Origin of the sequence: Novosphingobium acidiphilum DSM 19966, assembly GCF_000429005.1 — a bacterium.
Taxonomy (GTDB): domain Bacteria; phylum Pseudomonadota; class Alphaproteobacteria; order Sphingomonadales; family Sphingomonadaceae; genus Novosphingobium; species Novosphingobium acidiphilum.
The window spans coordinates 29630-51362 of record NZ_AUBA01000010.1; the positions used below are offsets into that span (position 1 = coordinate 29630).

General features: G+C 64.9%; 21 protein-coding genes and 1 riboswitch. Of the genes, 15 read left to right on the forward strand and 6 right to left on the reverse strand.

Going from position 1 to position 21733, the window contains the following annotated elements; all coding sequences use genetic code 11:
* Positions 1-27: 27 nt before the first annotated feature.
* From G404_RS0110225 to pnuC, 9 genes are all read left to right on the forward strand, one after another.
* Positions 28-339 carry an antibiotic biosynthesis monooxygenase family protein gene (locus G404_RS0110225; protein WP_028640992.1) on the forward strand — a complete coding sequence of 104 codons (312 nt, stop codon included), beginning with the start codon at positions 28-30 and terminating at the stop codon, positions 337-339.
* Between the two features lie 16 nt (positions 340-355).
* Positions 356-892: a GNAT family N-acetyltransferase gene (locus tag G404_RS0110230; protein ID WP_028640993.1), complete on the forward strand. Its 537-nt coding sequence runs from the start codon at positions 356-358 to the stop codon at positions 890-892.
* Complete coding sequence (locus tag G404_RS18770) at positions 889-1401, forward strand: GreA/GreB family elongation factor (RefSeq protein ID WP_051280516.1); 513 nt, start codon at positions 889-891, stop codon at positions 1399-1401. Before G404_RS0110230 ends, G404_RS18770 begins: the two co-directional genes overlap by 4 nt.
* A 2-nt stretch (positions 1402-1403) precedes the next feature.
* Positions 1404-2429 carry an aromatic ring-hydroxylating dioxygenase subunit alpha gene (locus tag G404_RS0110240; RefSeq protein WP_245584485.1) on the forward strand — a complete coding sequence of 342 codons (1026 nt, stop codon included), beginning with the start codon at positions 1404-1406 and terminating at the stop codon, positions 2427-2429.
* 10 nt (positions 2430-2439) lie between these two features.
* The gene (locus tag G404_RS0110245; RefSeq protein ID WP_028640995.1) at positions 2440-2787 is read left to right on the forward strand and encodes an arsenate reductase; all 348 of its coding nucleotides are present in this window, start codon (positions 2440-2442) and stop codon (positions 2785-2787) included.
* Between the two features lie 84 nt (positions 2788-2871).
* Positions 2872-3312 (forward strand): acyl-CoA thioesterase, encoded by a 441-nt coding sequence (locus G404_RS0110250; protein WP_028640996.1) that lies wholly within the window; start codon positions 2872-2874, stop codon positions 3310-3312.
* Between the two features lie 71 nt (positions 3313-3383).
* Positions 3384-3493: riboswitch (TPP riboswitch) on the forward strand.
* Between the two features lie 29 nt (positions 3494-3522).
* Complete coding sequence (locus G404_RS0110255) at positions 3523-5805, forward strand: TonB-dependent receptor (RefSeq protein WP_028640997.1); 2283 nt, start codon at positions 3523-3525, stop codon at positions 5803-5805.
* Between the two features lie 32 nt (positions 5806-5837).
* Entirely contained in the window at positions 5838-6947 is a 1110-nt protein-coding gene (locus G404_RS0110260) for a phosphotransferase enzyme family protein (protein WP_028640998.1), read from the forward strand.
* Entirely contained in the window at positions 6947-7525 is a 579-nt protein-coding gene (gene pnuC / locus G404_RS0110265) for a nicotinamide riboside transporter PnuC (protein WP_028640999.1), read from the forward strand. Before G404_RS0110260 ends, pnuC begins: the two co-directional genes overlap by 1 nt.
* On the opposite strand, the gene ubiG is transcribed toward pnuC, so the two are convergent.
* A complete protein-coding gene (ubiG, locus tag G404_RS0110270) occupies positions 7495-8235 on the reverse strand; it encodes a bifunctional 2-polyprenyl-6-hydroxyphenol methylase/3-demethylubiquinol 3-O-methyltransferase UbiG (RefSeq protein ID WP_028641000.1) in 741 nt (246 codons plus the stop codon). The genes pnuC and ubiG overlap by 31 nt on opposite strands.
* Positions 8236-8315: 80 nt before the next feature.
* Here ubiG and G404_RS0110275 point away from each other — a divergent pair, with 80 nt between their 5' ends.
* The 3 genes from G404_RS0110275 to G404_RS0110285 all read left to right on the forward strand — a co-directional run bounded on the left by G404_RS0110275 (position 8316) and on the right by G404_RS0110285 (position 12048).
* Positions 8316-9572: an aspartate kinase gene (locus G404_RS0110275; RefSeq protein WP_028641001.1), complete on the forward strand. Its 1257-nt coding sequence runs from the start codon at positions 8316-8318 to the stop codon at positions 9570-9572.
* Between the two features lie 170 nt (positions 9573-9742).
* Positions 9743-10765: an NAD(P)H-dependent flavin oxidoreductase gene (locus tag G404_RS0110280; protein ID WP_028641002.1), complete on the forward strand. Its 1023-nt coding sequence runs from the start codon at positions 9743-9745 to the stop codon at positions 10763-10765.
* A 44-nt stretch (positions 10766-10809) separates the two neighbouring features.
* A complete protein-coding gene (locus tag G404_RS0110285; protein ID WP_028641003.1) occupies positions 10810-12048 on the forward strand; it encodes a tetracycline resistance MFS efflux pump in 1239 nt (412 codons plus the stop codon).
* On the opposite strand, the gene G404_RS0110290 is transcribed toward G404_RS0110285, so the two are convergent.
* A complete protein-coding gene (locus G404_RS0110290) occupies positions 12021-12689 on the reverse strand; it encodes an HNH endonuclease (protein ID WP_084601236.1) in 669 nt (222 codons plus the stop codon). The two genes, G404_RS0110285 and G404_RS0110290, sit on opposite strands and share 28 nt — an antisense overlap.
* A gap of 252 nt (positions 12690-12941) precedes the next feature.
* Between G404_RS0110290 and G404_RS0110295 the strand changes: the two genes are divergently transcribed.
* Positions 12942-14060 carry an alpha/beta fold hydrolase gene (locus G404_RS0110295; protein ID WP_036521056.1) on the forward strand — a complete coding sequence of 373 codons (1119 nt, stop codon included), beginning with the start codon at positions 12942-12944 and terminating at the stop codon, positions 14058-14060.
* 10 nt (positions 14061-14070) lie between these two features.
* On the opposite strand, the gene G404_RS0110300 is transcribed toward G404_RS0110295, so the two are convergent.
* A complete protein-coding gene (locus G404_RS0110300; RefSeq protein WP_028641006.1) occupies positions 14071-14619 on the reverse strand; it encodes a DUF2939 domain-containing protein in 549 nt (182 codons plus the stop codon).
* A gap of 95 nt (positions 14620-14714) precedes the next feature.
* Here G404_RS0110300 and G404_RS0110305 point away from each other — a divergent pair, with 95 nt between their 5' ends.
* Positions 14715-15551 carry an SGNH/GDSL hydrolase family protein gene (locus G404_RS0110305; protein WP_036521092.1) on the forward strand — a complete coding sequence of 279 codons (837 nt, stop codon included), beginning with the start codon at positions 14715-14717 and terminating at the stop codon, positions 15549-15551.
* Between the two features lie 27 nt (positions 15552-15578).
* Here the strand turns inward: G404_RS0110305 and G404_RS0110310 are convergent, their stop codons facing one another.
* Both G404_RS0110310 and G404_RS0110315 read right to left on the reverse strand, forming a co-directional pair.
* Positions 15579-17006 carry a M20/M25/M40 family metallo-hydrolase gene (locus tag G404_RS0110310; protein WP_036521058.1) on the reverse strand — a complete coding sequence of 476 codons (1428 nt, stop codon included), beginning with the start codon at positions 17004-17006 and terminating at the stop codon, positions 15579-15581.
* 10 nt (positions 17007-17016) lie between these two features.
* Positions 17017-18423 carry a M20/M25/M40 family metallo-hydrolase gene (locus G404_RS0110315; RefSeq protein WP_036521059.1) on the reverse strand — a complete coding sequence of 469 codons (1407 nt, stop codon included), beginning with the start codon at positions 18421-18423 and terminating at the stop codon, positions 17017-17019.
* Between the two features lie 138 nt (positions 18424-18561).
* On the opposite strand from G404_RS0110315, the gene gyrB reads away from it, so the two are divergent.
* On the forward strand, positions 18562-21087 hold the full coding sequence (gene gyrB / locus G404_RS0110320; protein ID WP_028641010.1) for a DNA topoisomerase (ATP-hydrolyzing) subunit B: 2526 nt from the start codon (positions 18562-18564) through the stop codon (positions 21085-21087).
* 286 nt (positions 21088-21373) lie between these two features.
* Here the strand turns inward: gyrB and G404_RS20360 are convergent, their stop codons facing one another.
* A complete protein-coding gene (locus G404_RS20360; protein ID WP_169719699.1) occupies positions 21374-21658 on the reverse strand; it encodes a hypothetical protein in 285 nt (94 codons plus the stop codon).
* Positions 21659-21733 lie beyond the last annotated feature (75 nt).

Sequence of the window (21733 nt, forward strand, 5' to 3'; positions counted from 1 at the left end):
CGCCCGCCTTGGCTATGAACCACAGACATGTACCTGGTCGTGTTCCGCAACCGCAAAAGGGCCGATATCGATGGCCCGGCTTATGCCGCCGATGCCGATCGGATGCATCGGCTGGCCATGGAACAGCCCGGGTTCATTGCGTTCAAGACCTATTCAGCCGACGACGGCGAAGTGGTGGCGATCTCCGAGTGGATCGACGAGGCTGCAGCGTTGGGCTGGCGGCGCGTTACCGATCACGCCGCGATGCAGGACAAGGGCCGGCGCATCTACTACGACAGCTATTCGATGTTCAGCGGCGTGCCGAGCCGGGTTCACCATTTTGCCCGGCAAGCGGAATAGAAAGGGGGCGCGACCAATGCTGAACGGACGCCAGGTGGCGATCGGCCCGATCCTGCCCGAAGATCTGTCGCGCCTGTTCGTGTGGGGCGACGATCCCGAAATCGCGCGGCTGAACGAACCCTACATGCCCAAGAATCTGGACCGCGAGCGTGATTTCTGGCTGAATCCGATGGGTGATCCGCGCCGCATCTTCATGGCGGTGCGGCGCATCGGACGGGCCGAAATTGCCGGCTATGTCCAGATCACCGCGATCGAGCCGATCCACCGCAGCGCCAATCTGGGCATCCTGATCGGCCGGGTGGAAGATCGGGCGCGCGGGTTGGGGCGCGAGGCGATGGAACTGACGATCGCCTTTTGCCGCGACCATCTCAATCTGACCCGCCTTACGCTGGCGGTCCACGCCGACAATGCGCCGGCCATCGCGTTGTATGAAAAGCTGGGCTTTGCCACCGAAGGCGTGCTGCGCGCGGCGCAATTCATCGCCGGACGCTGGATCGATCTGCAATTGATGGCGCTGGTCGATCCGGCGCGGCGGCAAGGCGCGCCTGAATGAGCGTGGCATTCCGCCGCGAAGGCGATGACGAACACCTGGAACCCAAATTCGAACTGCCGATCCCGCCCGGCCCCAACCGGGTAACGGCGCGCGGGCTGGCGCTGATCGCGGCCAGGCGCGCCGAACTCGAAGCCGTGATCCCGACACTGACCGACGAGACCGCGCTGAAATCGGCGCGGCGCGACCATCGGTATTGGAGCACGCGGCAGGCGACCGCCGAACTGATGCCGCGGCCCGATGGCCGCGCCGTGGCGTTCGGCTGCACCGTGACGCTGCGGCTGAACGGCCAGCCGCGCACGATCACGCTGGTCGGCGATGACGAGGCCGATCCGGCGGCAGGCCTGCTGTCGTTTTCGGCGCCGCTCAGCCGCGCGATTATCGATGCCGAACCCGGCGAAGTGATCGACTTTGCCGGCCGGGCCGATGCCATCGTGATCGAAGCGATCGCGGTGGACGGGGATGGACCGGCGCGCGCATTGCGCCGGCAAACAGGACAACGGACGGAATAGTGATGCTGCGCAATGCCTGGTACGTGGCCGCATGGGCCGACGAGATCGACGAACGGCCGGTCGAGCAGCAGATCCTGGGCGATGCGGTCGTGCTGTGGCGCAAGGCCGATGGCGATCCCGCCGCGGTGTCGGCGTTCTGTTCGCACCGCCGGCTGTCCTTGGCGCGCGGACAGGTCCTGGGTGACCGGATCGCCTGTGGCTATCACGGGTTGCAATTTGCCGCCGATGGCCGCTGTGTGACGGTGCCGTGCCAGCAGGGCGTGCCCAGGGGCGCGGATATCCGCGGATACCCGGTGGCCCAACGCTATGGCCTGGTGTGGATCTGGATGGGCGATGCCGCGCTGGCCGATCCCGCCACGATCATTCACATCGCCGAATGGGGATCGCCCGCCTGGGGGTACAACCGCGGCGCCAGCATGGTCTATGACTGCAACTATCTGCTGATCACCGACAACCTGCTCGATCCCAGCCATGTCGCCTGGGTCCATCCCACCAGCTTTGGCGGATCGTCATGCGAAGCGGTGCCCATGCGCATTCGTGAAGCGCCCTCGGGCTATACCGTGTCGCGCTGGATCATGGATGCGCCGGTCACGCCGTTCTATCGCGATCTGGTGCCGTTTGCGGGCCATGCCGACCGCTTGCAGCATTACGAGGTGCGCTATCCTTCGCATGCCGTGATCAAGGCGGTGTTCGTGCCCGCGGGCCAGGGCGGCGATGATGCGCAGACCGACTGGGGCAAAGACGCGTTCTTGATGGATTCGTACAATTTCATCACGCCCGAAACAGAAAGCCGCAGCCGGTATTACTGGTTTCAGCTGCGCAATGTCCGCCCCGACGATGCCCACCTGTCGCAGGCGATGTCCGCCGCCGTGCTGTCTGCGTTCAGCGAGGATCTGGCGGTGCTCAACGAGGTGCAACGCGGCATGGACACGTGCCAGGACCCGCACATTTCGATCGCCACCGACGCCGGCCCCTTGCGCTATCGCCACCGGCTGGGGCAATTGATCGCGGCCGAACAATCGGCCTGAGGAACGCGCGATGGCATTGACGGTTTACGGTATTCCCAATTGCGATACGGTCAAAAAGGCGCGTGTGTGGCTTGAGGCGCGCGGGATCGCGTGCAGCTTTCATGATTACAAAAAGGCCGGTGCCGATGCCGCGCAAGTGGCGCGCTGGGTGGAACAGGCGGGGCTGGACCGCGTGCTCAATCGCGCGGGCACGACGTTTCGCAAACTGTCCGACGCCGACAAAGCCGATATCGATGCCGCGAAAGCCGTCGCGCTGATGGTGGCGCAGCCGTCGCTGATCAAACGGCCGATTGTCGAACACCCCGGCGGTCTGCTGGTGGGGTTCAAAGAGGCGGAATGGGCGGCGGCACTGGCGTAAGCCTGCGCCACCTTTGTGGCCGGGCGCGCGCAAGTCCGAACATCGGTTGTGGCAGGGCTGCTGCGGGCGTGGTATGCCGCCGGGGTGAGCACCACCGTCCCCCATCTTTTCGCCATTCACATTGATCCGGCCGACATCGACTTCATGGGTCATGTCAACAACGCGTCGTACCTGAAATGGGTGCAGGATGCGGTGATCGATCACTGGCGCGCGCTGGCCCCGGCCGAGGCCGTGGCGGCGCATCTGTGGGTCGCGCTGAAGCACGAGATCACGTATCGCCGCCCGACGTTCCTCAACGATGCACCGATCGCACATGTCGTGCTGGAAAAGGTGCAGGGCGCACGCGCGATGTACCAGACCGTGATCAAGCGCGGCGAAGAGGTCCTGGCCGAAGTGCAATCAAGTTGGTGCTGCATCGATGCCGCCACGCTGCGGCCGGCGCGCCTGGCGCGCGATCTGATCGAGCGGTTTCTGCCGGTCAGCAAACCCGCCATCGATCCGGCTGCAACGCAGCTGCCCGATTGACTCCCTGCCCGTTCAGGCAGGCAGCAACACACAATCCCCCTTCCCATGCCGCGACTTAGCGCCTAGATCCCGCTCGCACCCCGGGGGGCCGCTGACGCGCGGCTGAGAGGTGGTCAGCAGACCACGACCCGCTGAACCTGATCCGGTTGACACCGGCGTAGGGAGGGCAGGCGGCCTGGTCCGTCGTCCCTCCAGTGGAGTGGACGCGTGATGAAGACCCGTTTTGCCGTGCGCCTGTCGGCGAGCCTGCTGCCGTTGCTGATGGGCGCGACGCCCGCGCTGGCCGAGGCCCCCGCCCCGCCCGAAATCGAGGTGGTCGGCCATCCCGATCCCGAGGGCCTGCTGCCCGACCAGACCGCGCCGCGATCGGTCAGCGCGATCGCCACCGATTTCATCAGCAAACAGGCCCCGACGCTGAACGCGTTTCAGCTGGTCAATCTGCTGCCCGGTGCCAACGTGGCGATGACCGACCCCTATGGCCTGTCGGTCAGTTCCAGCCTGACATTGCGCGGCCTGGGCCAGGACGAGATCGGCGTGCTGATGGAGGGCGCGCCGCAGAACGACATCGGTTATTACTATGCCTATCCCGCGCAGTTTGCCGACAACGAAAACGTCAAGGCGGTTACGCTGACGCAAGGCGCGGTCGATATCGATTCGCCGCTGGTCGGCACCGCCGGCGGTCTGTTGTCGCTGACGCTCGATGATCCCAGGGCGCGGCGCGGGGCGCAGCTTGATCTGTCGGCCGGGTCCTACAACGAAGGGCGCCTGTTTGCCCGCTATGACACCGGCCTGCTGGGCACCAGCGGCCTTCGCGGTTTCGTGTCGTATTCGTTCAACCGGGCCGACAACTGGCGCGGGGCGGGCTTCGACACGCGCCAGCACGTAGATGCCAAGCTTCTTGACGAATGGGGCAATGGCAACCGCGCCAGCATCAGTGTGTCGTTCAACGATGCCGATACCTCGACATATCCCGGCGCGACGCTGGCGCAGTGGCAGGCGCAAGGGCGCGGGTTCAACTATGACGCCCGCTATACCGATGGTGATACCAATTACTGGCGGCTCTATCGCAGCCCGTTCCGCAATCTCTATGCCGCGGCCCCGGTGCACCTGACACTGGGCGATGGGCTGACGTTCGACAGCACCGGCTATTTCCAGCTTGGCTATGGCAATTCGCCGTATGGCACGCAGCTGACCACCACCGGCAATTATCAGGGCACCACGCTGCTGACCCAGCCGATCGTGCTGCCCGGCGCCGAAGACGGAGTGGCGACCGTGCTGGGCAATTACACCGGTCAACAGATGCGCGCGGGCGACGTGGCAAAGCTGATCTGGCACCCGGGCGCGCACACGATCACCGCCGGGGTGTGGTTCGATTATGGCACCGATCACGATATCCAGTCCTATACCCCGATCGATGCCGGCGGCACCCCGATCGACATCTGGGGATACCGGTCCAACGCGATCAAGACCGCCGATGGCCAGCTGCTGGCCTATGAAAACGAACGCACGATCACCGTGACCAAGGGGGTTTTCGTGGCCGACAGCATTGCGGTAACGCCGCGGCTGGGTCTCGATCTGGGGTTCAAGGGCGTGGGCGTGCTGCACAGCGGCATGAACTACCTGCCGGGGCCGCAATCGGTGGTGCATTTCGCCAGCTTTGCCGCGCTGCCGCGCGCGGCGCTGCATTACCGCCTGGATGACCGGCAACAGGTCTTTGCCAACGTGGCCACCAATTTCCGCGCGCCCGACGAATACACCTTGTACAACAGCTATGACGGCGGCGCGCTGGCCGGGGCGGGCACGACCGCGCTGCGCAACGAATATGCGGTGTCCGAAGAACTGGGCTATCGCTTTATCGGACCGGTGCTGTCGCTGTCGCTGACCGGGTTTCATTACCATTTCCGCAACCGTCAGCTGGCCACGGTGATCGATGCGGATGGCGCGTTGGTCAATTCGACCGTGAACGCGGGCAGCCAGACTTCGTATGGCCTGGACGCAGAGGTCGACTATCGCCCGGTTCGCGGATTTTCGGTCTATCTGTCGGGCGAATACCTGCACGCGCGCATCGACAGCGACCTGCCGGTGGATGGCGATCTGCTGCCCACCAGCGGCCGGCACGCGGTGTCGAGCCCGACTGTGCAGTTCGGCCTGGGCACCACGTATGACCGGGGCCGGCTGTTCGGCAGCACCGCGCTGAAATATGTCGGGCGGCAATATTCGACCTTTACCAACGACGAGAGCATCGCGGGCTATGCCACGCTTGATCTGTCGATCGGCGTGCATCTGGCCGGGCTGGTCGATGCCAATCGTACCGATCTGCGGCTCAACGTAATCAACGCGACCAATCCGCATGTGCTGTCGGGGGTCGAAGCGATCAGCACCAATGCGCAAGACACGACCGGCCGCAATGGCACGCCGATTTCGGGCACCGCGCCTGTCTATTACATCGGCAGCGGCCGCGCCTTTGTCGTCACGCTGGCGCGGGCGTTCTGAACGTGGATCGGGCGGGGCATCTGGTGCACGGCATGGGCACCGCGCTGGAACCCGCGGCCTGGCCCGCGATCACCCCGGGCGAAGCCGGCGCCGTGCTGCGGCATTTTCCGGCGGCCGGGCACCTGATCGATCTGTCCTGGCATTCGCCACGCCCGTTTTCGGCCGCCGCGCTGGTCGCCACCGATGCGGGCGCGTTCGTGCTCAAGCGCCATCACCGCGCGGTGCGGTCGCCCGATGCACTGGCGCAAGAACACAGCTTTATCGCGCATCTGCGCGCGAACGGCCTGTCGGTGCCGCAGGTCATGGCCACACGCGACGGTGGCGGCGTGCTGGCGCAGGGCGAATGGACATATGAACTGCACGCGCGGTCGGCGGGCCTTGATCTCTATCGCGACAGGCCGTCCTGGACCCCCTTTCTCAGCCATGCCCACGCCCATGCGGCGGGTATCGCGCTGGGGCAACTGCACCGCGCGGCGCGCGATTTCACAGCGCCGGCGCGTGGCCCCGATCCGCTGATCGGCAGCTTTACGATCATACCTGCGGCCGATCCGCTGGCCGCCGCCGAGGCCTATGTCGCCCGGCGTCCGGCGCTGGCGCGCTTTCTGGCGGACCTGCCCTGGCAGCACGATCTGGCGCGGCGGTTTGCCGCATGGGGGCAGGGTCTGCCCGAACGCCTGGCCCGGCAGCGCTTGCTGTGGACGCACAACGACTGGCATCCGTCCAATCTGCTGTGGGCGGCGGACGGCAGCGTCAGCACGGTGTTCGACTTTGGCCTTGCGACGCAGACGTGCGCGCTGCACGATCTGGCCACCGCGATCGAACGCACCGCGATCCCCTGGCTCGATCTGGCAGAGGGCCAGGGTCATGCCCGCGCCGATCCGCAGGCCGCGCTGACGCTATTGGCCGGGTATCGCACGGTTACACCGCTGAACGCGGACGATGTGGCCACGCTCGTGCGGTTGTTGCCGGTGGTCCATGTCGAATTCGCGCTATCCGAGGTCGATTATTTTGCCGGCATTCTGGCCGACCGCGCTGCGGCCACGCTGGCATGGCAGGGCTATTGCCTCGATCATGCGGACTGGTTCGCTGCGCCGCGCGGCCGGGAATTTCTGGCCGCGCTCGAACGCGGGGCCAGCGCGTGATGTCCATGCTCGAAATCATCGCGGTCGTGACCAGTTTTATGGCCATCTGGCTGACCGCGCGGCGCGCGATGCTGTGCTGGCCGGTCAACCTTGTCGCCTGCGCGCTTTATTTCAAACTGTTCCTCGATGTGCGGCTTTATGCCGACATGGTGCTGCAGGCGCTGTTTGGCGCAGGCCTTGTCTATGGCTGGATAATGTGGGCGCGGGGCAAGGCCGCAACCGGCACGATCGTGGTCGAACCGCTGGCGGTGCGGCCCGCGGCGGCGGCATTGGCTGCGGGTGCTGCGGGCGCGGTGGCGATCGGCTGGTTTACCAGCCACTATACCGACGCGGCGCTGCCGTGGGTGGATGCAGCACTCAGCAGCTTCAGCCTGGTCGCGCAATTCTGGGCCGCGCGCCGCCATGCGGCGAACTGGCTGGCGTGGATCGCGCTCGACAGCCTTTATGTCGGCATGTTCGTGTTCAAGGGGCTGTGGCTGACCGCGGGGCTCTATGCCGCGATGATCGCGCTGGCCGTGCTGGGATATCGCCAATGGCGGCGCGGCGATCAGGCCGCGCGGGTTACCGTGACGATATAGTTCAGCGCCAGATTGTCCGACAGATGCAGGCCTTTGGCGGGGCTCCACGCGATGCCTTGCGGATTGCCCATGGCAAGGCCCGCGTTGGCCAGCAGGTCGTGCAATTCGATCGGGGTGATGAAATCGTGCCAATGGTGCGTGCCGCGCGGAATCATCCCCATCCGTTCGGCCCCTTCGACCAGCAGCAGGCGCGATGCGGCGGTGCGGTTGGGGGTCGACAGGATCATCAGGCCCCCCTGGCCCAGCGCGCCGGCCAGCGCGGCCACGAACGCCGCCTTGTCGGCGACATGTTCGATCACTTCCATGCTGGTCACCAGATCGAAGCCGGCCAGATCGAGCTGCGCCACATCGCCGCAGTGATACGTGATCTCCAGGCCCCCTGCGGCGGCATGGGCGGTGGCCACGCGGACATTGTCGTGCGACGCATCCACACCGGTGACTGCCGCGCCCAGCCGCGCCAAAGGCTCGGTCAACAGGCCCGCGCCGCACCCGACATCCAGCGCACGCCGGCCCATCAAAGGCCGCATCGCGCGTCGTGCCGAACCGAAATGCGCATCGATCGCGGTGCGGATGAAACCCAGCCGGACCGGGTTCAGTGTGTGCAGCATCGCCGATGAACCCGCCGGATCCCACCAGTCATCGGCCAGACGACCGAAATGGGCGGCTTCATCGGGGCGGATCGTGGCCGGAATCGGTGTTGCATTGCTCATGCCCCACCCGTAAAGCGCCCCGCTGATACGGTCCATGGGCCGTGTGGGAAATATTGTTTCACTGCATGGGAGCAGCCCGCTTGGCCCGCATCGTGATGAAATTCGGCGGCACGTCGATGGCCGGCACCGAGCGCATCCGCCGCGTTGCGCGGATCGTGCAGCGTCAACAGGCGGCCGGGCATGAAGTGGCGGTGGTGGTCTCGGCCATGGCCGGCGAAACCGATCGCCTGGTCAATTTCTGCCGCGAAGCCAGCGCGCTGTATGACCCTGCCGAATACGACGTGGTGGTGGCCAGCGGCGAACAGGTCACTTCGGGCCTGCTTGCGCTGCATCTGCAGGCGCTGGGGTGCAGGGCGCGGTCATGGCTGGGCTGGCAATTGCCGGTCCACACCGACGATGCCGCGTCCAAGGCGCGGATCGAGGGGATCGACGCGGTGGCGCTGCTCGCCTCGATGGCGTCGGGCGAAATCGCGGTGATCCCGGGGTTTCAGGGGCTGAGCGACGCGGGCCGACTGACCACGCTGGGCAGGGGTGGATCGGACACTTCGGCGGTGGCGGTGGCCGCGGCGATCCGCGCCGATCGCTGTGACATCTACACCGATGTCGACGGGGTCTATACCACCGACCCGCGTATCGTTGCCAAGGCGCGCAAGCTGAAGAACGTGACGTACGAGGAAATGCTCGAACTGGCCTCGGTCGGATCGAAAGTGCTCCAGACGCGCTCGGTCAGCCTGGCGATGAAGGAAAACGTGCGCGTACAGGTGCTGTCCTCGTTCATCGACGAAACCGCGCCTGCCGCCGACACCCTGCCCGGCACGATGATCGTGTCTGATGAAGAACTCGAGGGCCTTGATATGGAACGTCAGCTGATCACCGGGATTGCCGCCGACAAGAACGATGCCAAGGTCATCCTGACCGCGGTGCCCGACCGGCCGGGCGCGGTCGCGCTGATTTTCGGGCCGCTGGCCGAAGCGAACATCAACGTCGACATGATCATCCAGAACGTCGGGCGCGCCGACACCGATACCGATGTCACGTTTACCGTGCCGCAGGCCGATCTGGAACGCACCAAGGCGGTGCTCGATGCCAATCGCGCCGGGATCGGGTATGAAAAACTCGGCACCGACAGCAAAGTGTCAAAGATTTCGGTGGTCGGCGTCGGCATGCGCAGCCACGCCGGCGTGGCCGCCACGATGTTCAAGGCGCTGGCCGACCGCGGCATCAATATCCAGGCGATCAGCACATCGGAAATCAAGGTCTCGGTGCTGATCGATTCGGACGAAACCGAACTGGCGGTGCGCGTGCTGCACACCGCCTATGGCCTTGACGCAGAATAGGCGTCCGTAAATCCGTGCCCGGGGCAGGCCGTGGCGATCGGGTCCGATCGGGGCGCTGGGCGTTCGTCGCGGTGGCCCGGCCCTTGCCCAGCATGGCGACCCACCGTAAAGGGGCGCAAGCGGGCCGGGGCAGGAACGCCGCACCAAGCATTTGAGGAACGAACGATACCATGACCGCCTATCCAAAGACAGCGGCTCTCATGGCGCGCGGCGCCGAATTCCTGGGCAGCGAACACGCCGTGCTGTGCGGTGCGATGAGCTGGGTTTCAGAACGCAATCTGGTGTCGGCGATCAGCAATGCCGGTGGCTTCGGCGTGATCGCGTGCGGTGCGATGACCCCCGACCTGCTCGATGCCGAAATTGCCGCGACGCGCGCGCTGACCGACCGGCCGTTCGGCGTCAACCTGATCACGATGCACCCGATGCTGTTCGATCTGATCGCGGTCACCGCCAGGCACCGCGTCAGCCATGTCGTGCTGGCCGGCGGCATCCCGCCCAAGGGCAGCATCGAGGCGATCAAGGCCTTTGGCGCCAAAGTTCTGGTGTTTGCCCCGACCATCGCGCTGGCCAAAAAACTGTTCCGCAGCGGCGCCGATGCGCTGGTGATCGAAGGCAGCGAGGCCGGCGGGCATATCGGCCCGGTTTCGACCGGCGTGCTGGCGCAGGAATTCCTGCCCGCGCTTGCCGAAGATCATATCGTGTTCGTGGCCGGTGGTATCGGCCGTGGCGAGGCGATGGCCGGTTATCTGGAAATGGGCGCCGCCGGGGTGCAGTTGGGCACACGGTTTGCCGCTGCCACCGAATCGATCGCGCATCCCGATTTCAAAAAGGCGTTTTTCCGCGCCAATGCGCGCGATGCGATCGCCTCGGTCCAGGTTGATCCGCGGCTGCCGGTGATCCCGGTGCGCGCGTTGAAGAACAAGGGCACCGAGGAATTCACCGCAAAACAGATCGAAGTCGCCCACGCGCTCGATGCGGGCAGCCTCGACATGGGCGCGGCGCAGCTGGAAATCGAACATTTCTGGGCCGGCGCCTTGCGTCGCGCGGTGATCGACGGCGATGTCGAACGCGGCTCGATCATGGCAGGACAATCGGTGGGCCTGGTCACACAGGAATTGCCGGTGGCCACGATTATGGGCAATCTGCTTGACGAATGCGAACTGGCCCTGGGCAAGCGTCTGAAAGTGGCGTGATCTGCCATCCGGCAAAGGCCTGATCGAAACGGGGTAACCACTGCATGCCGCATCGCGCTTCACTGGGTTTCGTGTTCGTCGTCGTGCTGATCGACATGCTGGGGTTCGGCATTGTCATTCCGGTGTTCCCTTCGCTGATCATGAACCTGGCGCATGTCACGATCAATGTGGCGGCGGCCTATGCCGGGTGGCTGGGGGCGGGCTATGCCATGATGCAGTTCGTCTGCGCCCCGGTCATCGGCAATCTGTCCGACCGCTTCGGGCGGCGCCCGGTGATGCTGGTGGCGATCCTGGCGCTGGGGCTGGATTATCTGCTGCAATGGTGGGCCCCGGTGTTCGGCTGGCTGATCGTCGGCCGGCTTCTGGCAGGGGTGACCGGGGCCAGTTATTCGGCCGCCTATGCCTATATTGCCGATATCACCCCGCCCGAAAAACGCGCCGCCAGCTTTGGCCTGGTGGGACTGGCATTCGGTGTGGGGTTTGTCGTGGGGCCGGCGCTGGGCGGTGTGCTGGGCACGATCGAGCCGCGCCTGCCGTTTCTGGCGGCGGCGCTGCTGGCGCTGGCTAATTTCGGGTTCGGCCTGTTTTTTGTGCGCGAATCGCTGGCGCCAGAGCTGCGTCGTCGGTTTGACTGGCGCACGGCCAACGCGCTGTCATCGTTGCGCGCGCTGCGCGGACAAAGCGAGACCGTGCTGTGGTTCGTGGCCGCGCTGGGCGTGTGGCAATTGTCGCATATCGTCTATCCGGCGGTGTGGTCGTACATGGCGATCGCCGCCTATGGCTTTACCGCGCGCCAGGTCGGCTGGGCGCTGGCGCTGGTCGGGCTGAGTTCGGCCCTGGTTCAGGGGCTGGGCCTGCGCCGCGTGCTGCCGCTGCTGGGTGAACGCCGCGCGGTTATGCTGGGGGTGGCAGGGCTGGCGGCAGCCACCGTCCTGTACATGACCGCGACACAGACCTGGGTGGTGTACCTTGCCATCGCGATCGGGTCGCTCGAAGGGTTTGTTCAGGCGTCGATTTCGGGGCTGAACAGCCAGGCGGTCGATGCCCGCAGCCAGGGTGAATTGCAGGGCGCGGCGCAATCTGTCAGCGCGATCGCGCAGATCGTCGGCCCCCCGCTGTATGCCCAGACCCTGGCGCATTGCAGCGGGCCCGGTGCTTGGATCAATGCGCCGATGATGCCGATGGCGCTGGCGACGCTGTTCGGGCTGGTCACGCTGGCGCTGTTCCTGAAAGGCGCGGCCAAGCTCGGCGTGGTTCACCCTTCCAGTTCGACATCCCAGTAAAGCCAGTCGCGCCAGCTTTCGTGCAGGTAATTGGGCGGAAACGCGCGGCCCTTGTCCTGCAATTGCCAGGTGGTCGGGCGGATCGGTTCTTCGATCAGGCGCATGTGCGCCTGTTCAGGCGTGCGGCCGCCCTTTTTCATGTTGCACGGGGCGCAGGCCGCCGCGACATTTTCCCAGGTGGTGCGCCCGCCCAGTCGGCGCGGCACGACATGGTCAAAGGTCAGCTGTTCGTGGCTGCCGCAATACTGGCACATGAACTTGTCGCGCAAAAACAGATTGAAACGCGTGAACGCCGGAAATTCGCTGGGCCGCACATATTGCCGCAGCGCGATCACGCTGGGGATGCGCATGTCGAGCGACGGACTGTGCACTTCGCGTTCATACGTCGCGATGATGTCGACCCGTTCCAGAAACACCGCCTTGATCGCGGTTTGCCATGGCCACAGGCTGAGCGGGTAATAGCTGAGCGGGGTGTAGTCGGCGTTCAGGACCAGTGCCGGACAGTTCGACAGGTGACGGCTGCTGCTGTGCCCGGCAAACCCGGTGTCGCCGACATAACGCGCAATATCGAACCGCTCGGCGCTGTCGCCGCCATGGGGCCTGGCCGAAGCCGCCCTTTCCATCAACGCCTTATGAAGCATGCTCCGGACCGGTTGTCTAACGCAGGAGCCCCGCTGCTCCCGCTGGGGGAGCCATGGGATACCCGCATGACCGCTTCATGACGCATGCGCAGGTTGCACCACAGGTACGAGTCGCTCGTCAAGCACTGTGTCGTCGCCCGGGCGCTTTTTGCACAAGCGGTGCAATCCGATTGCCCCCAAGTCCCGGTTGCGCCAGACCGCAGCGCGCTGTCGGGTGTTCGGCGGTTGTCACCGATCTTGAAAGTGCCTCCAATGGTTTCGCCGCGCCGCACCTCGATCCTGCTGTCGATCCTTGCCCTGCTGGCCGGCGCGATGGCGCTGTCGCCGGCGCATGCGGCCGATGCGCCGGTCACACCCAAAGGGGACGAGCACGTGTTTACTGCCCGCAATTTCGTCACCGAATCCGGCACCGTGCTGCCCGAGGCCAAAGTCATGTTTGGCACATATGGCCGGCTCAATGCCGCAAAGGACAACGTGGTGCTGGTGCCATCGCATTACATGGCCGACTGGCACGGCTATGAATGGCTGATCGGCAAGGATCTGGCGCTTGATCCCGACCGCTATTTCATCGTCGCCACCGAAATGTTCGGCAATGGCCGGTCATCGTCACCCAGCAACACCGCCGAACCGTTCCATGGGCCGCGCTTTCCGGTCACCACGATCCGCGACAATGTCGAAATCGTGCGGCAATTGCTGGCGCAGACCTATGGCGTGACGCATGTGCGCGCAGTGATCGGATTTTCGATGGGCGCGCAACAGGTGTTCCAGTGGGGGGTCAGCCATCCCGACTTTGCCGACCGGCTGGTGGCCACGGCGGGCACCGCGCGCACGTATGGCCACGGCATTGTCCGGCTGGAAAGCCAGATCGCGGCGATCGAGGCCGACCCGGTCTATGCCGGGGGCGATTACAAAACCCCGCCCGAAAAGGGGATCGAGGCGTTCAATCTGGTGTGGACCGGCTGGCTCTATTCGCAGGAATGGTGGCGCAAGGAGCTGTGGCGCGAAGGGGCGCCCGCCGATGTGACGTTTGACAAGGTCGTCCGGATGTACCGGACCAGGTTCATCCCCGGCGCCGATGCCAACGACCTGATCCTGCAGATGCGCGCCTGGCAACGCCACGATGTCGGCACCACCCCCGGCTTCAACGGCGATACGCAAAAGGCCCTGGGGTCGATCAAGGCCCCGCTGCTGTACATGCCTGGCGCGACCGACCTCTATTTCCCCGTGGAAGACGCGCGGTACGAGGCCGCGTTCATCCCGCATGCCACGCTCAAGCCTATTCCCAGCCTGTGGGGCCATCCCGCGGGCGCGGGCGCGGGCCCCGGCGATGGCAAGTTTCTGAACGACGCGATCAAGGACTTTCTGAACTAGCGTCCATCCCCTACTTTGCCGGATCGCCGGGCAGCACGATATCGCTCAGCCGCCATGACAGGCCGGTCCGTTTGAACACCAGCACCGGCGGGTGATCGTTGTCCTTGCCCGACGGATGCGCGGTGAACCGGTCCAGCCCCTTGCGCTCGATCACCCATTCGGGGGGCTTGCTGTCGGCGTCGTCGGGCCTGGTTTCGCCAGGCTTTTGCAACGTGCCCGCCTCGACCAGCGACTTGATCCCGTCGGCGCTGACCACGGCGTCGATCGCGGTGTCGGCCACAGCCATCGCAAACATCGCGCCCAGCGCGGCAAACCCGTTCGACCCGTCGCCGTTGGACCGATTTGCGTCGGAGGCCATCTTGCCCATCATCGCGGCTTTCAGCTGACTTTTCAGCGATTCGCGCACAGCGGGAAAATCGACTTCCGCGTTCAGCGCATCGCGGTCGCCTGCCAGTGCCGAGCTTTTCAGCGCATGCATCGCCACGATCGGCGACGCCCAGAACCAGCCGCCCGCTACGACCATGACCAGCACCACCGCGCCCAACAACCACCGCTTCATCGCGTGCCTCCACCCCGATCGATGCGCACACTTTACGGTGTGCCGGACAAATGCCTATGCTGTTCGTCGAATTTTCGCCCGTCAGGAGCACGATCATGCGCCGCATCATGGCATTGGCTCTGTTTGCTGCCACTTCGGCCACGGCCAGGCCGATCGCGCCGCACAGCGGCTATGTCGCGATGGGCAGTTCGTTCGCCGCCGGGCCCTGGATCGGCCAAAGCGCCGACACCCCGCCCGACAGGTGCGGCCGGTCGGCCGCCAACTATGCGCACGTGCTGGCGCATCGGCTCAATCTCGATCTGACCGATGTCAGCTGTTCGGGCGCAAAGGCCGCGCATATTGTGAATCCGTGGGACGAATTGCCGCCACAGATCGCCGCGGTCACGCCGCAAACCCGGCTGGTAACCGTGACTGCCGGGGGCAATGACCTCAATTATCTGGGACTGGTCAATGCGATGGAGTGCGCCAACAGGGTTGATCGTGACGATGGCAAGCGGTCGGCTTGCCCCGCAGCGGTGATCCCGACGCCGCAGGACGAAGCCAGGCTGTCGGCAACGCTGCACACCGCGATTGCGCAGATCCATGCCGCGGCGCCCCGGGCGCGGATCATTCTGGTGCAGTATTTCACGCTGTTCGGCGCTGGCGAGACGTGCGCGAAAACCCGCCTGAGCCAGGCCCAGATCGCCACGTTGCGCACGCTGGCGGCGCGCCTTGCCGCGATCACCGCGCGTGCCGCGCACGATACCGGCGCCGAACTGCTGGCACTCGATACCGCCTCGCGCACCCACGGTGTCTGCTCCGCCAGCCCATGGGTGAATGGCAACAACGCCGACCGTGTGCGCGCCGACGGCACATTCTACCACCCCAATACGGCAGGTATGGCCGCCACGGCGCAATTGCTGGCCCAACGCGTGCGCCAACGCGGGCTTTGAAGGCAATAGCCCTCGAACCTTCCCCCCTTACTTTGCGTAAGCCAGCACCAGATCGTACAGAAACGCCCGCCCCTTCATCAACGAAGCCACTTCAAGGTGTTCGTTCAGCCCGTGGATGCCGTTGAGGTCTGGGTTGGCCCAGATGCCGGGCGCGCCATAGGTCGGGATGCCGACCGCTTCAAGATAGATGCCATCGGTGGCGCCGGTCGACATGGTCGGCACCAGCGGCACCCCGGGGAAGTATTTCGCGCTCAGCGCTTCGATCGGGCCGATCACTTGGGGGTCCATCGGCGGGGCCTTGGCCAGCGGATGGTTGGGATCGTTGGTGGTCACCGTCACCCCCGGATCGTTGAACACTTTGACAAGCGTTGCATTGACTTCGGCGAACGAGTGGCCGGGAAAGATGCGGCAATTGACGATGGCGCCGGCGCGCTGCGGCAGCGCGTTGGTGGCGTGGCCGCCGTCGAGCATCGTCGCAACGCAGGTGGTGCGCAGCGTGGAATGCAGGCTGCGGTCGTGGTCGAGCAGCGCCACCGCGGATTTGAACGCGTCGCTGTCGGGGGCGGCGCTGGCCACGGTCTGCATGGCCTGGCCCACCGGGCCGCCGCGCGCGGCTCCGGCGCGCGCGAAAAAGGCGCGGGTGGTGTCGTTCAATTCGGCGGGAAACTCGTACGCGCGCAGCCGCAGCAGCGCATCGGACAGTTGATAGATCGCGTTGTCGCGGATGGGAATCGAGCTGTGGCCGCCCGGGTTGCGGGTTTCGACGCGATAATCCTGCGACGCCTTTTCGCCGACCTGCACGCTCATCGCGGTCAGATGCCCGCCTTCGCCCAGGCCTTTGCCGTCGGTCATGCCGCCGCCGCCTTCATTGATGGCAAATTCGGCATCGATCAGATCGCGCCTGTTCTTGGCCAGCCAGTCGGCGCCATTGAACGCACCGCTGGTTTCCTCGCCGCAGGTCAGCGCCAGTTTCAATGTGCGGCGCAGCTTCACGTGCCCGGCTTTGAGCCGCGCCATGGTGTCGACCCAGACCGAGGCCATCGCCTTGTCATCAAAGGTGCCACGGGCCCAGAAATAGCCATTTTCCTCGACCAGGGTAAACGGATCGCGGGTCCAGTCGGCGCGCTTGGCCTCGACCACGTCGATATGCGCAAGCAGCAGGATCGGTTTTTGCGTGTTCGATGTGCCGGGCAGCACCGCAACCAGCCCGCCATCGCGCGGGTGTTCGGGGGTGGCGTAATAGGTGATCTGATCGTCGGCAAAGCCGGCCGCCTTCAGCCGCGCGCCCATGCGCTGCGCCGCCAGCGTGCAGCTGCCGGTCGACACGGTGGTATTGGTTTCCACCAGTTCCTTGTACGTCGCGCGAAACGCCGCCTCGGTCGGGTCGTCGGCAGCCAGCGCGGCGGTCGAAGCCAATGCGCCAAGCGCGGCGCCGGCCAGAATGCGTGCGATCATCAGAAATCCCCTAGAATGCGTAAGCGCGGATCAGATCATTGAGAAATTGCCGCCCGGTCATGACAGAGCGCACTTCGACGCGTTCATCAAGCCCGTGGACGCCATTGCCGTCGGCATCGCCCCACAGACCCGGCACACCATACGTCGGGATGCCCGCGGCGGTCAGGAACGTGGCGTCGGTATAGCCATTGGCCATGGCAGGGGCGAGCACCACGCCGGGCCAGTATTTCGCCACCAGATGCTGCGCCGGTTCGAGCACGGCCGGATCGAGCGGCGGAGGCGGCGGCACCGGGCGCAGCGGGGGCAGTGCGGTCACGCTGACTTCGGGATCGCCGATCACGCGTTCCAGCGTATGGCCGATCTCGTCGACCGTGTGGCCGGGAAATATCCGGCAATTGATATTGGCGCGCGCGCGCTGCGCCAGCGCATTGGGCGCATGGCCCGCGTCGAGCATTGTCGCCACGCATGTCGTGCGGATATTGCCATGCAGGAATGCGTCGGTATCGACCTGCCACAGCGCGGCCTTGTCCGTGGGGTCGGCCAAAAGTGCCAGCATGGCCTGCCCTGTCGCATCGCCGCGCGCAGCACCCACCGCCTGGAAATAGGCGCGCGTCGTCGGGTTGAACTCCACCGGAAAGCGGTGCGCCTCGATCTGGTCAAGCGCGTGGGCCAGTTGATAGATCGCGTTGTCGGGCCTGGGGGCCGAACTGTGCCCACCGCGGTTGCGCGTTTCCAGGCGGAAATTGGCAAAGGTCTTTTCGCCCACCTGGATCGTCTGCGCCACGATCCGTCCGCCGGCTGCAACCGGCCGGCCATCGGTATGGCCGCCCCCGCCCTCGTTCAGCGCAAAGCCCGCATCGATCCAGTCGCGGTGGTTGGCGGCCAGCCATTCGGCGCCGTTGAATGCACCGTTGGTTTCCTCGCCACAGGTCAGCGCCAGCTTGATCGTGCGCTTTGGCCGGGCATGGTCGCGCGCCAGGTGCGCCATCGCATCGACAAAGATGGCCGCCTGCGCCTTGTCGTCAAACGCACCGCGCGCGTGGAAATAGCCCTGTGCCTCGACCAGCGCGAACGGATCGCGCGGCCAATCTTCGGCCCTGGCCTCGACCACGTCGATATGCGCGACCAGCAGCAGCGGCCTCGTCGCCGTCGACCGCCCCGGCCAGATCGCGATCAGCCCGCCTTCTTTGGGATGATCGGGCGCGACATAGGCGATCAGCTGGTCTTCGCCAAAGCCCGCCGCGCGCAGCACATCGGCCATGCGCGCAGCCGCCAGCGTGCAATCGCCGTGCGCCAGCGTGGTGTCGGTTTCGACCAGCGTGCGATAGGTCTGGCGAAATGCCGCCTCGTCGGCATCGGGCGCGGGGGCTGCTGCGGCGGCAGCAGCCAGAATCAGGGGGGTGAACAGCAGGGACATGATGCGCGTTGTGCCAAGATTTGGCCGGCGCGCAATGCCTGCGCGCCGGCAGGGCCGCTTTCATGACATAGTGGTTGCCACTGTGCAAAACATGGCGGTTTAGCTTGGGATTCCTGTGACAGGTGCTATGGCAAAGCCATGGCCAGCACCAACGAAAACATTCCCAACACCAATTCCTATGGCGCAGATCAGATCAAGGTCCTCAAGGGTCTTGATGCCGTGCGCAAGCGCCCCGGCATGTATATCGGCGATACCGATGACGGGTCGGGCCTGCACCACATGGTGTTCGAAGTTTCGGACAATGCGATCGACGAGGCGCTGGCCGGGCATTGCGATCTGGTGCTGATCGAACTCAACCCCGACGGGTCGGTGTCGGTCGAAGACAACGGTCGCGGCATCCCTACGGGCATCCATTCGGAAGAGGGCATTTCTGCCGCCGAAGTGATCATGACCCAGCTCCACGCGGGCGGCAAATTCGAAAACACCAGCGACGATAACGCCTACAAAGTGTCGGGCGGTCTGCATGGCGTCGGCGTGTCGGTGGTCAACGCCTTGTCCGAATGGCTTGAACTGACGATCTGGCGCGACGGGCAGGAACACTGGATGCGTTTCGCCCACGGCGATGCCGTGGCGCCGCTGGTGGTGCGCGGACCCGCGCCGGTGATCGACGGCAAAATGAAAAAGGGCACGCGCGTAACCTTTTTTGCCAGCCACGACACCTTCAAGAACGTCACCGAGTTCGATTTCGACAAGCTGGAACACCGCTATCGCGAACTGGCGTTCCTCAATTCGGGCGTGCGCATCCTGCTGCGCGACAAACGCCATGCCGAGGTCAAGGAACACGATCTCTATTACGTCGGCGGCATCGCGGCTTTCGTCAAATATCTCGATCGCAACAAGGCGCCGCTGGTGCCCGATCCGATCGCGATCAGCGCCGAACGCGATGGCGTGGGCATCGATGTCTCGCTGCAATGGAACGACAGCTATTACGAAAACGTGTTGTGTTTCACCAACAACATCCCGCAGCGCGATGGCGGCACGCACCTCGCTGCATTCCGCGCCGCGCTGACCCGCACGATCAACAATTATGCCGAACGGTCGGGCCTGCTGAAAAAGGAAAAGGTCACGCTGTCAGGCGATGACATGCGCGAAGGCCTGACCGCGATCGTTTCGGTCAAGCTGCCCGATCCCAAGTTTTCCAGCCAGACCAAGGACAAGCTGGTCAGTTCCGAAGTGCGTCAGCCGCTGGAAAGCCTGATGGCCGACAAGATGAACCAGTGGCTGGAAGAAAACCCCGCCAATGCCAAGGCCGTGATCCACAAGGTCATCGATGCCGCCGCCGCACGCGAAGCCGCACGCAAGGCGCGCGAACTGACCCGGCGCAAGGGCGCGATGGATATCGCCAGCCTGCCGGGCAAGCTGGCCGATTGCCAGGAACGCGATCCGTCGAAATGCGAACTGTTCCTTGTCGAAGGCGATTCTGCCGGCGGCTCGGCCAAACAGGGCCGCGACCGCACGATCCAGGCGATCCTGCCGCTCAAGGGCAAGATCCTCAATGTCGAACGCGCCCGGTTTGACCGGATCATCAGCTCGAAAGAAGTCGGCACGCTGATCCAGGCCATGGGCACCGGCATCCGCGACGATTTCAACATCGAAAAACTGCGCTATCACAAGATCGTGATCATGACCGACGCCGATGTCGACGGCGCGCATATCCGCACACTGCTGCTGACGTTCTTTCACCGCCAGCTGCCCGAAATCATCAAGCAGGGCCACCTGTTCATCGCCCAGCCCCCGTTGTACAAAGTCGCCAAGGGCCGCAGCGAAGTCTATCTGAAGGACAACGCCGCACTCGACCGCTATCTGGTTGAGGCCGGGCTGGCCGGGCGCGTGCTCGAAACCACCGGTGGCGCGCGCGGCGGGGCCGATCTGGTCGCGCTGATGGATCACGCGCTCAAACTGCGCGATCTGATGGCGTTCGTGCCCAAACGCTATGACACCACGATCATCGAGGCGCTGGCGCTGGCCGGTGCGCTCGATCCCGCGCTGACTGACGACACCCGCATCGCAGCCCTTGCCCGCGGCGCCGAATGGCTCAACCGCGGCGACCCAGAGGCCCGCTGGACCGCGCAGATCGCGGCCGAAGGCGGATACCTGGTGCAACGCCTGTGGCGCGGGGTGACCGACCACCACGTGATCGAACCCGGATTCCTGATCAGCCAGGAGGCGCGCCGTCTGCACCGCCTGGCGGCAGAACAGGCCGAAGCCTACGAAGGCAAGGCGCGGCTGGTGCGCTCTGCCGCAACCACCGCCGAACCGGTCGAACCGGTCGATGCCGCCGATGACGAAACACCGGCACCCGCCCCCGTGCGCGCCAGCGCCACCGGCGATGCCATCGGCCGCCCTTCGCAGTTGCTCGACGCGGTGTTCGCCGCCGGGCGCAAGGGCCTGTCGATCCAGCGCTACAAAGGCCTTGGCGAAATGAACGCCGACCAGCTGTGGGAAACCACGCTCGATCCCGATCACCGCACGCTGCTGCAGGTGAAAATCGAAGACGCCGACGTGACCGACGAAATCCTGACCCGGCTGATGGGCGACGTCGTCGAACCCCGCCGCGAATTCATCCAGGACAACGCGCTGAACGTGGCCAATCTGGATGTTTGAACGGCTGGGCTGACCTGCGCCTGCGGGGGTTTTATGCCTCCGGCGGGCGGTTTTTTCGCCTCCGGCGGGCGGTTTTTTGCCTCCGGCGGGCAAGGGCCATTGCCCTTGCATCCCAGATATTTGGATTTGCACTGGGCATTGGCGTGGTGTGCAGCCGCGCAGCGGCTGATTGTCTTCCGGGGGCAGGTCGGGATCCGGGGGGGCATGGTGATCGGATGCGGACGCTGGCAATCAGTCAGCCCGCACAGAGCGGCCAGTCTAAAGCGCAAATTCTGGAGGGATGCGGTCAAGGCAAAGGCGCATTGTAGTGCTTGATCAGGCAGATTGTTGCGGCGTTCCAGTTTGGCCCGAATTTCAGGACCAACCTGTTGTTGATCCAACCAAAAAGATTTGCCGGGCCCCTGCTGCCGATCTTGCGATACATACCGCAGGTCACGTGCTGGCCGGATCGAACCTCTTCAGTTGCGTCCAAAATCTCGAAACGCCCCCGATCATGAGCTGACAACGCAGCCAGTATGCGCTGCGTTTGAGAAGCGTCAGCACCAGCTGGTGAAGACACGCCGTAGGCCACCAAGCAAAAAAAGATCGCCGCTGTGTGTCGATGCCGCATCGGCCCAGCGTACATCTCCCGCGCGCAAATTCCAAT